This window comes from Terasakiella sp. 4MB5A, from assembly GCF_050058155.1.
GTDB lineage: Bacteria > Pseudomonadota > Alphaproteobacteria > Rhodospirillales > Terasakiellaceae > Terasakiella > Terasakiella halodenitrificans.
Genome location: NZ_CP188815.1, coordinates 3153138 through 3164777, shown reverse-complemented (window position 1 = coordinate 3164777; position 11640 = coordinate 3153138). Strand labels below are relative to the sequence as shown.

Genomic DNA, 11640 nt, shown 5'->3' with positions numbered 1-11640 from the left:
GTATCATCCAGTTTAGTTTATGACAATGTTTTTAGGGGGCATTATGAAGCCTGAAGAAATCATCGAGGTTGAAACTGCATCCGTTGCTTGTGATGGTGACGGCGGCGCTGCGGGCCACCCGCGTGTATTCTTGAGCTTGAAACAGGAACACGGCTACGAAGTCGTCTGTCCGTATTGCTCCAAACATTATAAGTTAAAAGAAGGCGTGTCCCTGCACGGTCACTAAGACACGTTTTCGAATAACTGATTTATGCTGAAAAGGATTCCCGTCAAGAGCGGGAATCCTTTTTTGTTGCTTGCAATTTGCGCATATAAACTTAAAAGTGTTTTTATGGTTTTGTTTGTGACTTTTAAGGGGGCATTATGCGCGGGTTCATTTTATTTCTTACATTCTTCATGTTGGCTTTTTCACCTGCGATGGCACAGACAAGCTGGGAAAAGCTGATAAAGGACATTGAAAAACCGGATATGAGTGCCAATCAACCGGCAGACAAAGCAAGCGGCCCGTTGTTATCTATGCCCGATATGAATGCACAGTCTTCAACAAAGGCAGAAGCCAAGGATGATGTGCGTATGAAAATGGTCACTTCCTATAAATGTGAGAATCCGGATATCCCGGATTGCCTATTTGACTTGCGTTATAAACCGCGCGTGGTGGATGTTGAAAATTGTCGGGATATGACCGCGTTATATTTGCAAGCGGTTGCAAGTTATAATCGCTGTGTTGATCGTCGTTCACGCAAACATGCCCGCCATATTGTGAATTTCTTCAACTGTGCAGCGGCAAAACGTGAAGATTGCACGACCCTTTATGGGGATGATTAAGAAGACGCCCCTGATTTAGAGGCGCCTTGCTGAGGGTTAAACCTGATGAAGTTGGCAAACGCGTAAATCTTCCAGAATATCGTCCATCATGGCGAAATACTGTTCTGGACCACTCGTGCGATCAAACCCTTGTAGTTTGGCCGCCGCCTGTGCACAGTTGGGGACTTCCAGATTAAAACGCCATGCCAGATAGAGAACATCTGATTTGGGAACGTTGACCGGAACGCTTTTGTTGCTTTTAAGAACCTGATGCATTTTGCTTTCGAGCTTTTTAAGCTTGGCAATCACGGCAATCTCGTTGTCCAGAATATGTTCGTAATTGTCGGGGAATTGGGTCACCAGCATGGCAGACATCCGACGCACAGCCATTTTTGCCAAACGCGGGTCCAGCCAGAATTTCATATCCCCGAAATAGTCCGCATTGCGGGCCGCTTGGGCAATGGGTTTGTGAAAAAGGGGAATGTTATCGCTGAGGGTCAGTTCTTTGCGAACCAGTTCAGGATGGGACAGGCGCAGGGGAATGAGGTTGCTTTCATATTTCGGTCCTACCCAAACCAGCATATCGGCATGGGCGATTTTGTTTTTCTGATTATTATTCAGGTGTGGATTGTTTAAATCATCAGCGTGGGCAAACAGTAAATCAGGTGTGGCAACCCCTGCCATCAGATCGGATACGAGGGAATGAAGGGCGGGGACGCTGACCAGAATGTTTTTTTGGTCTGCTGCATGGGCTACTTGTCGGTTGGATAAAACAGTGAACAGGGCCATCAGGCCAAGCATGAATATACGCAAGGGACATCTCCTTGAAGATAATGAATTTGAAAAAGAGGGATAATCAGATCAAATTCGCAGGAGGAGAGCGTGGTGTGGCAATGCGGGCGTGGCGTTGGGTTGCTGGTTCAATGCGGTGAATGAAGGCCTGCTTGATTTGCAGGACATGTGCGCGGACCAGTAACGGAACGTCCTTGGGTGCAATGGCTTGGCTCAGCTGTTGAAGCTGGCAATAAGGGCAGAAATTCGCAAGCTTGCTTTCCGTATCTGCTTCGCCATCTGGCAGGGTAATCAGGCCATAGGCACTACAGATAATTCTGAATTCCTCAGGAAGATCCGGATTTGCTGTGTTCTGTGCCTGAATAGCCAGCGGTGTGAGAACCTGAAACAAAAACGCAAAGACACCAAGGCAGGCGCACAACAGGCGCTTGTCTAAAAGGCGGTGTTCAAGTTTTTTGGTTCCGTGCAAGATTCTTATCCGTAGAGTTATTATGGTTTTAATCTATAGCGAAAAACGCAATCTGGATCAACAAGCTCTCTTGCTCTCTGTAAATTGGACGCTATAGTCTGGAGTATGACTGATCAAGCGACACCACAGGCCAAGCCGGAACACGTTTATCTCATTGACGGGTCCAGCTTTATTTTTCGTGCATATTTTGCCAATATGCGCAACCCGATGAGCCGTGCTGACGGTACCCCGGTTGGGGCTGTCTACGGTTTTTGTTCCATGCTGATGAAACTGTTGGGCGATACGGATGCAGACCATGTGGCCGTGGTGTTTGATACGGCGCGAAAAACATTCAGGAACGATATCTACGGGGAATATAAGGCACACCGTCCGCCACCGCCCGATGATTTGATCCCGCAATTTGCCTTGGTGCGCGAAGCTGTTAAGGCCTTCAATGTTGCCAGCGTGGAAATGGAAGGTTACGAAGCCGATGACCTGATCGCGACTTATGCCAAGCAAGCATCTGCAATGGGGGCACAAGTGACCATCGTGTCTATCGATAAGGACCTAATGCAGCTTGTCGATGATAATATTTCCATGATGGATACCATGAAAAACCGCATCATCACCCATGATGAAGTGGTGGAAAAATTTGGGGTTGGTCCAGACAGGGTTGTAGATGTTCAGGCCTTGGCGGGTGATAGTTCGGATAATGTACCCGGTGTTGCGGGGATTGGCCCGAAAACAGCGGCGCAGTTGATCAATGAATATGGTGATCTGGAAACCTTGTTAGAACGCGCTGGTGAAATCAAACAAACCAAACGTCGCGAACGCCTGATCGAACAGGCGGAAATGGCACGTATTTCCAAGCAGTTGGTGACTTTATGTCAGGATGTGCCGATCGAACAAACCTTGGCAGATTTTGCAACGCGTCAGATTGATGCGGAAAAACTAATCACCTTTTTTGAAGAACAATCGTTTAAATCCCTGATCCCGCGCATTGCGGCTAAGTTCGGTGTGGAACTGAGCATGGATGAAGACGGGCAAACGCAGGAACGCGCAAGCGGTGAAGTGGTCTTGCCCCATATGGCAAGTCTAAGCCCGAAAGAAACCACATATGAATTGGTGCAGGATGAGGCCACATTGTCGCGCTGGGTCGAAGGCGCGCGTTTGTGTGGGACGGTTGCCGTTGATACGGAAACCGATTCTCTCAATGCCATGTCAGCCAGTCTTGTCGGGGTGTCTTTATCGTATGAGGTCGGCAAGGCCTGTTATATCCCCTTGCGTCATAAATCAGGCCAAGCTGCCCAAACGTCTTTGTTTGGGGACGATGACGGGGATGCAACGGCCCCGCAACAAGTACCGTTTGACCGGGCAGTTGAACTGCTGAAAAGTTTGTTGGAAGATGAGGCCGTTTTAAAAGTTGGGCAGAATATCAAATACGATATGCTGGTTTTATCGAACCCGGATAATGGCGGGATCAATGTGACCCCAATCGATGACACGATGGTTCTGTCATACATCAATGAAGGGGCCATGCATGGTCACGGGATGGATGAACTATCCGAGCTTCATCTCGGGTTGAAACCCATTGCGTTTAAAGATGTCTGTGGCACCGGGAAAAATCAAATCACCTTTGATTTAGTCGAACTGGACAAAGCCCTTGATTACGCAGCAGAAGATGCGGATATCACATTGCGTTTGCACAAGATTTTCAAACCGCAATTGGCGGCACAAAAAAATGTGACGTTATATGAAACGATGGAACGTCCGTTGATCCCTGTTTTGACGATGATGGAACAAAACGGTATCCGGGTGGATGTGCAGGAACTGCGCGGGGTTAGTGAAGAGTTTGCAGGGCGTATGGCGCAACTGGAAATTAAAATTCATGAATTGGCGGGCCGCGAATTTAACATCGGGTCGCCCAAGCAACTCGGTGAGGTCCTGTTTGATGATCTGGAACTCCCCGGTGGGAAAAAAGGCAAAACAGGTGCGTATCAAACAGGCGTCGGAGTCTTGGAAAAACTGGTGGATGCAGGACATGAATTACCCGCCAAAGTGCTACAATGGCGTCAGTTATCGAAATTAAAAAGCACCTATGCGGATGCCTTGATTGCACAGGTTAATGCAAAAACCGGGCGGGTGCATACGTCGTTCCAGCAGGCTGTAACATCGACTGGGCGTCTCAGTTCATCTGATCCAAACCTGCAAAATATTCCGATCCGCACCGAAGAAGGTCGTCGCATTCGCCATGCCTTTATTGCTGATGAAGGCAAGATTTTGATGGCAGCGGATTACTCGCAAATCGAATTGCGCCTGCTTGCCCATGTTGCGAAAATCGATACCTTGAAAGAAGCTTTCCAAAACGGTGTGGATATCCACGCCTTGACCGCATCACAGGTGTTTGGTGTACCGGTGGAAGGGATGGACCCGATGGTCCGTCGCAATGCAAAGGCCATTAATTTCGGCATTATCTATGGGCAATCCCAATATGGTTTGGCAAAACAGTTGGGCATTGGTAACGACGAGGCCAAAGAATATATTCAGGCCTATTTCGAACAATATCCCGGCATTCGCAAATTTATGGATGATGCCAAGGAAGAGGCGCGTGAATATGGCTATGTCACCACGTTCTTAGGGCGGAAATGTTTTGTTCCCGGTATTAATGATAAAAACGGGGCGCGCCGTGCCTATGGGGAACGCGCTGCCATTAACGCCCCCATTCAGGGTGGTGCCGCCGATATTATCAAGCGTGCGATGATCCGCTTACCCGGTGCGTTGCAGGATGCTGGTCTGTCCGCCAAAATCTTGTTGCAAGTCCATGATGAATTGGTGCTGGAGGTCACGCCGGAAGAACAGGAGAAAACGGCGGAGGTTTTACGCCGTGTTATGGAAAATGCTGTTGATCTGGATGTGCCCTTGGTGGTGGACATTGGCACCGGGCACAATTGGGAAGAAGCGCATTAGAATGATGGTTTCAAGGTCAAGTTAATGGCAAACGAGCTTCGAAAAATAGGTTTTAGTCTGGAAGAGGTCAACGCAGCACTGGTTGCTTATGCTAACCGGACAGGGCGGATAGTTCCCAAACTTCCCATCCATTCTATCGCAGAAGAAGGTGGCGGACGAATTGTTCTATATTTTGGGGAAGATAAATCCGCCCATGTAGGCTTGCCCGCGCGTGAAATGATTACGGTCTTATTGGTTTTTTGTCAGGACCATAAGTTGCCAGTGCCGCGCAGTGCGAAAAAAGCGTTGAAGCTGGAAGGGAATATTTTAACCCTGATGATCCGTTCGGTTTGATTGAAGCCTGAAATTGCATGTTTCTTTGTTGGAAACTCTGCATTATATAAACGTACAGGCGAAATCTGTTTGGAATAAAAAAATGCCGGTTGAAATCAGACGCATTGAATATACCGATATCGAGTTGCGAAATGCGCTGGCCTTTTTTCATGGTCTAAAAGAAGGTGTTGCGGGCAATCAGACAAATGTATCTGCTGTAAAAGTTATGGGTGGCGATGATTTCAGCATTGTTGCCAAGGTCTCAACGGCGGTTGATGATGATGTGTCGCGCAAAGTGTTTGATCATGCGACGACGGTGGCCGCGATGGTTCTTTATTCTAAAAAAGTCGGGATCCCGTTGCCGCGCGATGCCTCTAAGGCTTTGAGCCCAAACGGTTATGGCGGTGTGTCTATGATCCTTCGGTATGAACATCGTTTCGATCTGGAATAATCAATTTTTGGCTTTCAACCCGTAAAAAGCCAACACACACCAGCCGCCAATCAAGCAAAATCCACCCAGTGGTGCCGACATGGGGAAGGGGGTAATCTCCCAAAAACCTTTCATGTAAAGCGTTCCGCAGAATAAGGCGACACCTGCGGTGAACAGCACCCCTGACAAGGTGAGAAGGCGGGAATTTTCACGCAAAGACAACAGGGCCACACTTAAAAGGGCAAGGGCGTGCCAGAATTCATAAGTCACCGCTTTATCCACCCATAAAACAGCCTGTTCGGATAAGCTTGCATGCGCTGATAACGCACCGGCGATAACGGCTTCGGCCCCCATCAAGCCCGCCAAGACAATCCATAAACGGCTGGTTTTTGTCATGATTTTAGCCTTGCATCGCCGGACAACCCATATTGGAACACATTGGGGCAGAGGCACATGACGGGGCTTGTGGTGCGGTGGAGACACTTGGGGCCATAATGGTTTTCTTGACGTGGCTGGAGCCACATTCCGGGCAGCTATGTTCGCCTTTTTCACTCATTTCATCGAATTTGGATGAACTGGCAAACCAGTCTTCAAACACATGGCCTTGATCACATTGCAGCTTATATTTGATCATCTTTTATTTCCCGGATTTGGTATTAATAATGTGGCGGAAGATAAGGGGTGTCGTCAATTTCACTGGGGGCAACAGCCTTGACCCGATCTTTCATGGATAGCAGTTCCTTGGTCAGTTTTTCAATAGTCTGCCATTGTTCAAAAACCGTTTTATTCAACTCATCAATTGTGCTGTCTTGATGGGTGATGCGTATTTCCAATTCGGTTAAACGATCTTCGATGCTCATCAGGTGCTCACGAAATTGTTATTTAATGTGGGGCGCGCGCAAATCATTACCATATTACTATAAGAAACCGGTAACGATTTATGTGAGTACTGATATGTTGATTAAACACACGATTGCAAGCGACCCCAAATCTTTTGAAATTACGTCCAAAGCCGCTTACCTGAAGCGACGCGATTTTTTAAAAGCGACACTGGCGCTAAGCGCTGCGGCCATTTTGCCAACATCGGCACAGGCTTATTTGCCGCAAAAGATTGAGGGGATCGTTAAAAGCCCGTTCAGTACCGATGAAAAACTAAACAAATATGATGAAGTCACCGGTTACAATAATTTTTATGAATTTGGCACAGGCAAGGGTGATCCCTTGGATAATTCTGGTGATTTTCAGCCCAAGCCTTGGACCATTAAGGTTGACGGTTTATGCAACAACCCCGGTGAAATCGGTATTGAAGATCTGATGGGGCAATATCAGCAGGAAGAACGTATCTATCGCATGCGCTGTGTGGAAGCGTGGTCTATGGTTATCCCGTGGGTGGGTGTGGAGCTGGCTAGTCTGTTGAAAAAGTTTGACCCGAAAACCGAAGCCAAGTATGTGGAATTTACCACTCTTGTTGATCCGAAACAGTTTCCAGGGCAGAAATATCCGATCATTCCGTGGCCCTATACCGAAGGTTTGCGTATGGATGAAGCCATGCACCCCCTGACATTACTGGCAACTGGAATTTTTGGCGAAGAGTTGCCCCCGCAAAATGGCGCGCCGATCCGTCTGGTTGTGCCGTGGAAATATGGGTTTAAAAGCATTAAATCCATCGTGCGTATTCGTTTTGTCGATAAAATGCCGACGTCTACATGGATGCAACAGGCGCCAAGTGAATATGGCTTTTATGCCAACGTCAATCCTGATGTGGACCATCCACGCTGGACGCAAGCCAAGGAACGCCGTATCGGTGAATTTTTCCGCCGCCCGACATTGGCGTTTAACGGTTATGCGGAAGAAGTCGCCGATCTTTATAAAGGTATGGACCTGAGGAAAAATTACTAATGGCAGTAAAAAGGAAAATACCGATCAAACCGTTTGTCTTTCTGGGGTGTCTGCTTCCGGCGCTCTGGTTGGTCTATGGCATTTTTACGGGCACATTGGGGGCAAACCCGATTGAAACGATCCTGCGCGATCTTGGGGATTGGACCTTGCGGTTTTTATTGCTGGGCTTGGCGATCAGCACAGTACGTCGCCTGATGGGTTGGGCATGGGTTATGCGCTATCGCCGGATGATCGGTCTTTTTGCCTTTTTCTATGCCTTTTTACATTTGGCGGTATATATCGGCATTGATCATTTCTTCGATTGGGCGACCATTTGGAAAGATATTGTTAAACGCCCCTATATCACCATTGGGATGACAGCCCTTTTATTGTTGATCCCCTTGGCGGTGACGTCCCCCAAAATTATGGTGCGTAAACTGGGTGGGGCGCGTTGGAAGAAACTACATAAACTTGTCTATCCCATCGCAATTATGGGTGTTGTCCATTTCTATCTGTTGGTCAAAGCCGATGTGCGGGAACCCTTGATTTATGCAGGAATTTTACTCTTTTTATTAGGGGAACGCCTCTATCGACGCTATGGGGATAGTTTTCAACTGGCTAAATCTATCCGTTAATGGTTCGAAGCTCCACCGTTTCGCTTGAGGGTGGGGAAGGCAATGTGGGCAGGCTCAGGTGAATTTTATGAATACTTAGGAGATGGGCAATTACTTGAAATTTTTGTTGGACGCTCTCTTGTGCCCAAACCGGGACCAGCCATTCCAAAATATGTAAAAAACGATCCTGTCTGTTATTTTGAACGGCAGCCAATCCATTAAGAATGCAGCGCTCATGACTGGAAATGCAGGGCGTATTCATATGAGAAAGTTCAAGTGCGGTGCGGCTGGTCTTTGCCAGTTCGAGGCGGAACTCACATAACAATTTACATTCCTGCGGGGCCATATTCATGGAAGCGGCGGCACGTGGGCAAGCGCGTAAAATGCGCAATGCCAGTGTATCACTAAGCGAGATGGTATGGTGATTATAGGGATGGGACATGGCATATCCTTATTGGGAGAAGTTCTTCTTTCTTTAATAATGCAATTGATAATTATTATCAAATACTTTCTCGAGGCTTGTATTTATGTGGGTTCGTATGGTGGGCAAAGCGTGCGAGAATCGGTAAGCAGTCATGACCTATTTGGGGGTTATGCCCGTTCATTCGGCATATGTAATGAAAGTAGTTGCATGTGTGACGAAATGTAATCATTCCAAAATATGTAACATCAATGTGCGATTAATGGAATAATTTGTAACACTTTGTTTTATTTGTTCGTTATTCAATATTTTAAGAAAATAAAATTACAAAAAAATTGCGAAAAATGACGTTTTCATCGTATCTTGCCTTGCGAGGGGGTGCGCTAGGCGTGCTTCTTTTAGTGAGGAATTTAAAAAGAGTCAGGTGCAAAAACGTGAACGCAATTGTTAAAGCCATCGCCGACAGCAGGCATTTGTTGTCCGGTAACGAAGCCCTAGCGCGGGGTGTCTGGGAAGCCGGTGTTCAGGTCGCGACGGCCTATCCGGGGACGCCGTCAACAGAAATACTGGAAAATCTCGCCCTTTATCCAGATATCCATGCCCAATGGTCGGTGAATGAAAAAGTCTCTTTGGAAGTTGCCATCGGGGCCTGTGTCGTGGGGGCCCGATCTTTCTGTGCGATGAAACATGTTGGCGTCAATGTTGCCTCTGATGCGCTGATGTCACAAACATTGGCCGGGGTAAATGGGGGACTGGTGATTGCTGTTGCTGATGATGTGGGGTTATCGTCATCGCAGAATGAACAGGATACACGTTTTTGGGGCCGTTTTGCCCATCTGCCGATTTTGGAACCTTGTGATTCTCAAGAAGCCTATGAAATGGCTATTCGTGCCTATGAACTGTCTGAAAAGTTCGGTATTCCAGTGATTATTCGTATGACAACACGTGTCTGTCATGTGAAAGGTCTTGTGACTGTCGGGGAACGCCAGACTTATGAACATAAAGGATTTCTGGATGACCCGACCAAGTGGGTCATGGTACCGACCCACGCCAAGGAATTGTTGAAAGCGCAAGGGTCACGTGACGTGATCTTGAAAGCTTATGTCAATGAATGCGATTTGAACCGTATTGAAGAAGGCAGCGATAAACGTATCGGGTTTGTGACCTCCGGCCCGGCTTATCTGCATGTTAAAGAAGCCTTTCCGGATGCCCCTGTCTTTAAGATGGGCATGTCTTATCCGGTGCCGATTGATGCGATCCGCGCGTTCGGTGAAACAGTGGATAAACTGGTTGTGGTTGAAGAAACTGAACCCTTGGTAGAAACGGAATTGAAAGCGGCTGGTGTGACTGTACATGGCAAGGATGTCTTGCCGAAAACAGGTGAGCTCAGCCCCCTGATTCTGGACAAACCCATTCGCGAATTATATGGCGAGAACGTGGATGACCTTGCTGATCCTGACTTGCCGGTTTTCCCGCGCCCGCCAACCATGTGTGTGGCCTGTCCGCATTTGTCGCCTTATTATTGTCTGTCCAAATTACATAAGAAAATCCGCATCGCAGGCGATATCGGTTGTTACACATTAGGGGCCGGTCATCCGTGGAAAGCATTGGATACAACCACCTGCATGGGGGCGTCTATTTCTATGGCGCTGGGCATGACACTAGGAGCATCGGAAGAAGATAAAGACAAGCCTGTTGTTGCCGTGATCGGGGATTCAACCTTCCTGCATATGGGCATGCAACCGTTGCTGGATGTGATTTATAATCGCGGAAACGTCACTGTGATGTTGCTGGATAACCGTACGACAGGTATGACGGGCGGGCAGGAACATGCCGGAACCGGGTTTGATATTCATGGCAATGAAGCCCCACGTGCCGATTTTGAAAAAATCGTTGTGGCCCTTGGCGTTAATCCAGATCGTGTTCGTCGAGTGAACCCTTATGAAATGCCGACCATGTTCAAGACGATTAAGGAAGAAATTAATCAGGACGAACCTTCAGTTATTATTACCGATCAGCCTTGTGTTTTGACGACGCGCTTTAAACGGCAAAATCCATTGAAAGTGATCGATGGCTGTACGGGTTGTGCCAACTGTCTGAGTACAGGCTGTCCGGCGATTATCGTGACACATCGTGAAATCGAAACACGCAAATCTGGTAAAGAGGTCGAAAAAGCCTATGTCGAGATCGAAACAACGGCTTGTACAGGCTGTAATCTGTGTGTCAGTACCTGTGGTCCTGATGTGATTAAACCTGTTAGCTTTCTGGAGGTAGCCAAAAATGTCCAATAAGGTGGAATTAACCAATATCCTCGTTTGTGGCATTGGTGGACAAGGGGTGATGACGGCGTCTGAAGTCTTGTCGATGGCGGCCATTCAATTGGGTATGGATGTGAAAAAAACCGAGGTTGCCGGTATGGCGCAGCGTGGTGGGGTTGTGACTTCGCACGTTCGTTTTGGCGAGAAGGTCCTTTCACCAGCGATCCCCAAAGGGGATGCGGATATCTTGGTCGGATTTGAACCCGCCGAAGCGATGCGTTGGGCCAAACATTTAAAACAGGGTGGTGTTGCGATGGTCAATACATCCCGGATCCGCCCACCGGTGGTGAATGTCGGTCTGTTTGAATATCCCGATGACCCTGTTGAAGAAATGCGCAAAAATGGGGTGGAAGTTTACGACTTTGATGCCGGTGAAATTGCCCGTGAATTGGGGGAAATGCGTCTGGTCAACACTATTTTGATGGGGGCGATTTTTGAACATTTACCGTTTGATGCACAGGTTCTGAAAGACATTATTGTGGAACGTTTCCGCCAGAAAAAACCTGAACTGGCTGAACTTAACGATAAGGCTTTTGAAGCGGGTCGCAAGGCCGCTGCAGAATCAGCCCAAAGCGCGGCTTAAAAACCGACAGGCAAAGTGTCCAAAGAAAAAGCCCATTGCAAAGGATGCAATGGGCTTTTTTGATATTTGCTTT

15 protein-coding genes are annotated in these 11640 nt (G+C 47.7%); 9 read left to right on the top strand and 6 right to left on the bottom strand.

Annotation, left to right across the window (positions count from 1 at the left end):
- Positions 1–43 precede the first annotated feature (43 nt).
- Positions 44–226, top strand: a complete 183-nt coding sequence (locus tag ACI0FF_RS14910) for a zinc-finger domain-containing protein (protein WP_188661552.1) — start codon at positions 44–46, stop codon at positions 224–226.
- A gap of 137 nt (positions 227–363) precedes the next feature.
- Positions 364–825, top strand: coding sequence for a hypothetical protein (locus ACI0FF_RS14905; RefSeq protein ID WP_419797577.1), 462 nt, complete (start codon positions 364–366; stop codon positions 823–825).
- A gap of 36 nt (positions 826–861) precedes the next feature.
- Here ACI0FF_RS14905 and ACI0FF_RS14900 read toward each other — a convergent pair whose 3' ends face one another.
- On the bottom strand, positions 862–1617 hold the full coding sequence (locus ACI0FF_RS14900; RefSeq protein ID WP_419797576.1) for a metal ABC transporter solute-binding protein, Zn/Mn family: 756 nt from the start codon (positions 1615–1617) through the stop codon (positions 862–864).
- Between the two features lie 43 nt (positions 1618–1660).
- Positions 1661–2065, bottom strand: a complete 405-nt coding sequence (locus tag ACI0FF_RS14895) for a DUF2946 domain-containing protein (RefSeq protein WP_419797575.1) — start codon at positions 2063–2065, stop codon at positions 1661–1663.
- A gap of 105 nt (positions 2066–2170) precedes the next feature.
- Here ACI0FF_RS14895 and polA point away from each other — a divergent pair, with 105 nt between their 5' ends.
- The 3 genes from polA to ACI0FF_RS14880 all read left to right on the top strand — a co-directional run bounded on the left by polA (position 2171) and on the right by ACI0FF_RS14880 (position 5774).
- Positions 2171–5011: a DNA polymerase I gene (polA, locus tag ACI0FF_RS14890; protein WP_419797574.1), complete on the top strand. Its 2841-nt coding sequence runs from the start codon at positions 2171–2173 to the stop codon at positions 5009–5011.
- Positions 5012–5035: 24 nt separating this feature from the next.
- The gene (locus ACI0FF_RS14885; RefSeq protein WP_419797573.1) at positions 5036–5344 is read left to right on the top strand and encodes a hypothetical protein; all 309 of its coding nucleotides are present in this window, start codon (positions 5036–5038) and stop codon (positions 5342–5344) included.
- Positions 5345–5426: 82 nt separating this feature from the next.
- Positions 5427–5774, top strand: a complete 348-nt coding sequence (locus ACI0FF_RS14880; protein ID WP_419797572.1) for a hypothetical protein — start codon at positions 5427–5429, stop codon at positions 5772–5774.
- Here the strand turns inward: ACI0FF_RS14880 and ACI0FF_RS14875 are convergent, their stop codons facing one another.
- Genes ACI0FF_RS14875 through ACI0FF_RS14865 form a run of 3 tightly spaced genes read right to left on the bottom strand, consistent with a single transcriptional unit; the run spans position 5775 to position 6613 of the window.
- Positions 5775–6149: a DUF423 domain-containing protein gene (locus ACI0FF_RS14875; RefSeq protein WP_419797571.1), complete on the bottom strand. Its 375-nt coding sequence runs from the start codon at positions 6147–6149 to the stop codon at positions 5775–5777. It lies immediately after the preceding gene.
- 4 nt (positions 6150–6153) lie between these two features.
- Positions 6154–6387 carry a DUF1178 family protein gene (locus tag ACI0FF_RS14870; protein ID WP_419797570.1) on the bottom strand — a complete coding sequence of 78 codons (234 nt, stop codon included), beginning with the start codon at positions 6385–6387 and terminating at the stop codon, positions 6154–6156.
- Positions 6388–6409: 22 nt separating this feature from the next.
- Positions 6410–6613, bottom strand: a complete 204-nt coding sequence (locus ACI0FF_RS14865) for a SlyX family protein (RefSeq protein WP_417821399.1) — start codon at positions 6611–6613, stop codon at positions 6410–6412.
- A 94-nt stretch (positions 6614–6707) separates the two neighbouring features.
- On the opposite strand from ACI0FF_RS14865, the gene msrP reads away from it, so the two are divergent.
- Together msrP and msrQ are read left to right on the top strand one after the other, a co-directional pair.
- On the top strand, positions 6708–7652 hold the full coding sequence (msrP, locus tag ACI0FF_RS14860; RefSeq protein ID WP_419797569.1) for a protein-methionine-sulfoxide reductase catalytic subunit MsrP: 945 nt from the start codon (positions 6708–6710) through the stop codon (positions 7650–7652).
- On the top strand, positions 7652–8266 hold the full coding sequence (gene msrQ / locus ACI0FF_RS14855) for a protein-methionine-sulfoxide reductase heme-binding subunit MsrQ (protein WP_419797568.1): 615 nt from the start codon (positions 7652–7654) through the stop codon (positions 8264–8266). Before msrP ends, msrQ begins: the two co-directional genes overlap by 1 nt.
- Here msrQ and ACI0FF_RS14850 read toward each other — a convergent pair.
- Complete coding sequence (locus ACI0FF_RS14850) at positions 8256–8687, bottom strand: hypothetical protein (protein ID WP_419797567.1); 432 nt, start codon at positions 8685–8687, stop codon at positions 8256–8258. The genes msrQ and ACI0FF_RS14850 overlap by 11 nt on opposite strands.
- Before the next feature lie 413 nt (positions 8688–9100).
- Here ACI0FF_RS14850 and ACI0FF_RS14845 point away from each other — a divergent pair, with 413 nt between their 5' ends.
- Positions 9101–10957, top strand: coding sequence for a thiamine pyrophosphate-dependent enzyme (locus ACI0FF_RS14845; protein ID WP_419797566.1), 1857 nt, complete (start codon positions 9101–9103; stop codon positions 10955–10957).
- Positions 10947–11567: an indolepyruvate oxidoreductase subunit beta gene (locus ACI0FF_RS14840; RefSeq protein ID WP_419797565.1), complete on the top strand. Its 621-nt coding sequence runs from the start codon at positions 10947–10949 to the stop codon at positions 11565–11567. Before ACI0FF_RS14845 ends, ACI0FF_RS14840 begins: the two co-directional genes overlap by 11 nt.
- Positions 11568–11640 lie beyond the last annotated feature (73 nt).

Bases quoted from the DNA above. Each gene is read 5' to 3' on its own strand.
- ACI0FF_RS14910 (WP_188661552.1), top strand. From the start codon at position 44: ATGAAGCCTGAAGAAATCATCGAGGTTGAAACTGCATCCGTTGCTTGT.
- ACI0FF_RS14905 (WP_419797577.1), top strand. From the start codon at position 364: ATGCGCGGGTTCATTTTATTTCTTACATTCTTCATGTTGGCTTTTTCA.
- polA (WP_419797574.1), top strand. From the start codon at position 2,171: ATGACTGATCAAGCGACACCACAGGCCAAGCCGGAACACGTTTATCTC.
- ACI0FF_RS14880 (WP_419797572.1), top strand. From the start codon at position 5,427: ATGCCGGTTGAAATCAGACGCATTGAATATACCGATATCGAGTTGCGA.
- ACI0FF_RS14840 (WP_419797565.1), top strand. From the start codon at position 10,947: ATGTCCAATAAGGTGGAATTAACCAATATCCTCGTTTGTGGCATTGGT.
- ACI0FF_RS14850 (WP_419797567.1), bottom strand. From the start codon at position 8,687: ATGTCCCATCCCTATAATCACCATACCATCTCGCTTAGTGATACACTG.
- ACI0FF_RS14885 (WP_419797573.1), top strand. From the start codon at position 5,036: ATGGCAAACGAGCTTCGAAAAATAGGTTTTAGTCTGGAAGAGGTCAAC.
- ACI0FF_RS14865 (WP_417821399.1), bottom strand. From the start codon at position 6,613: ATGAGCATCGAAGATCGTTTAACCGAATTGGAAATACGCATCACCCAT.
- ACI0FF_RS14870 (WP_419797570.1), bottom strand. From the start codon at position 6,387: ATGATCAAATATAAGCTGCAATGTGATCAAGGCCATGTGTTTGAAGAC.
- ACI0FF_RS14875 (WP_419797571.1), bottom strand. From the start codon at position 6,149: ATGACAAAAACCAGCCGTTTATGGATTGTCTTGGCGGGCTTGATGGGG.
- msrP (WP_419797569.1), top strand. From the start codon at position 6,708: ATGTTGATTAAACACACGATTGCAAGCGACCCCAAATCTTTTGAAATT.
- msrQ (WP_419797568.1), top strand. From the start codon at position 7,652: ATGGCAGTAAAAAGGAAAATACCGATCAAACCGTTTGTCTTTCTGGGG.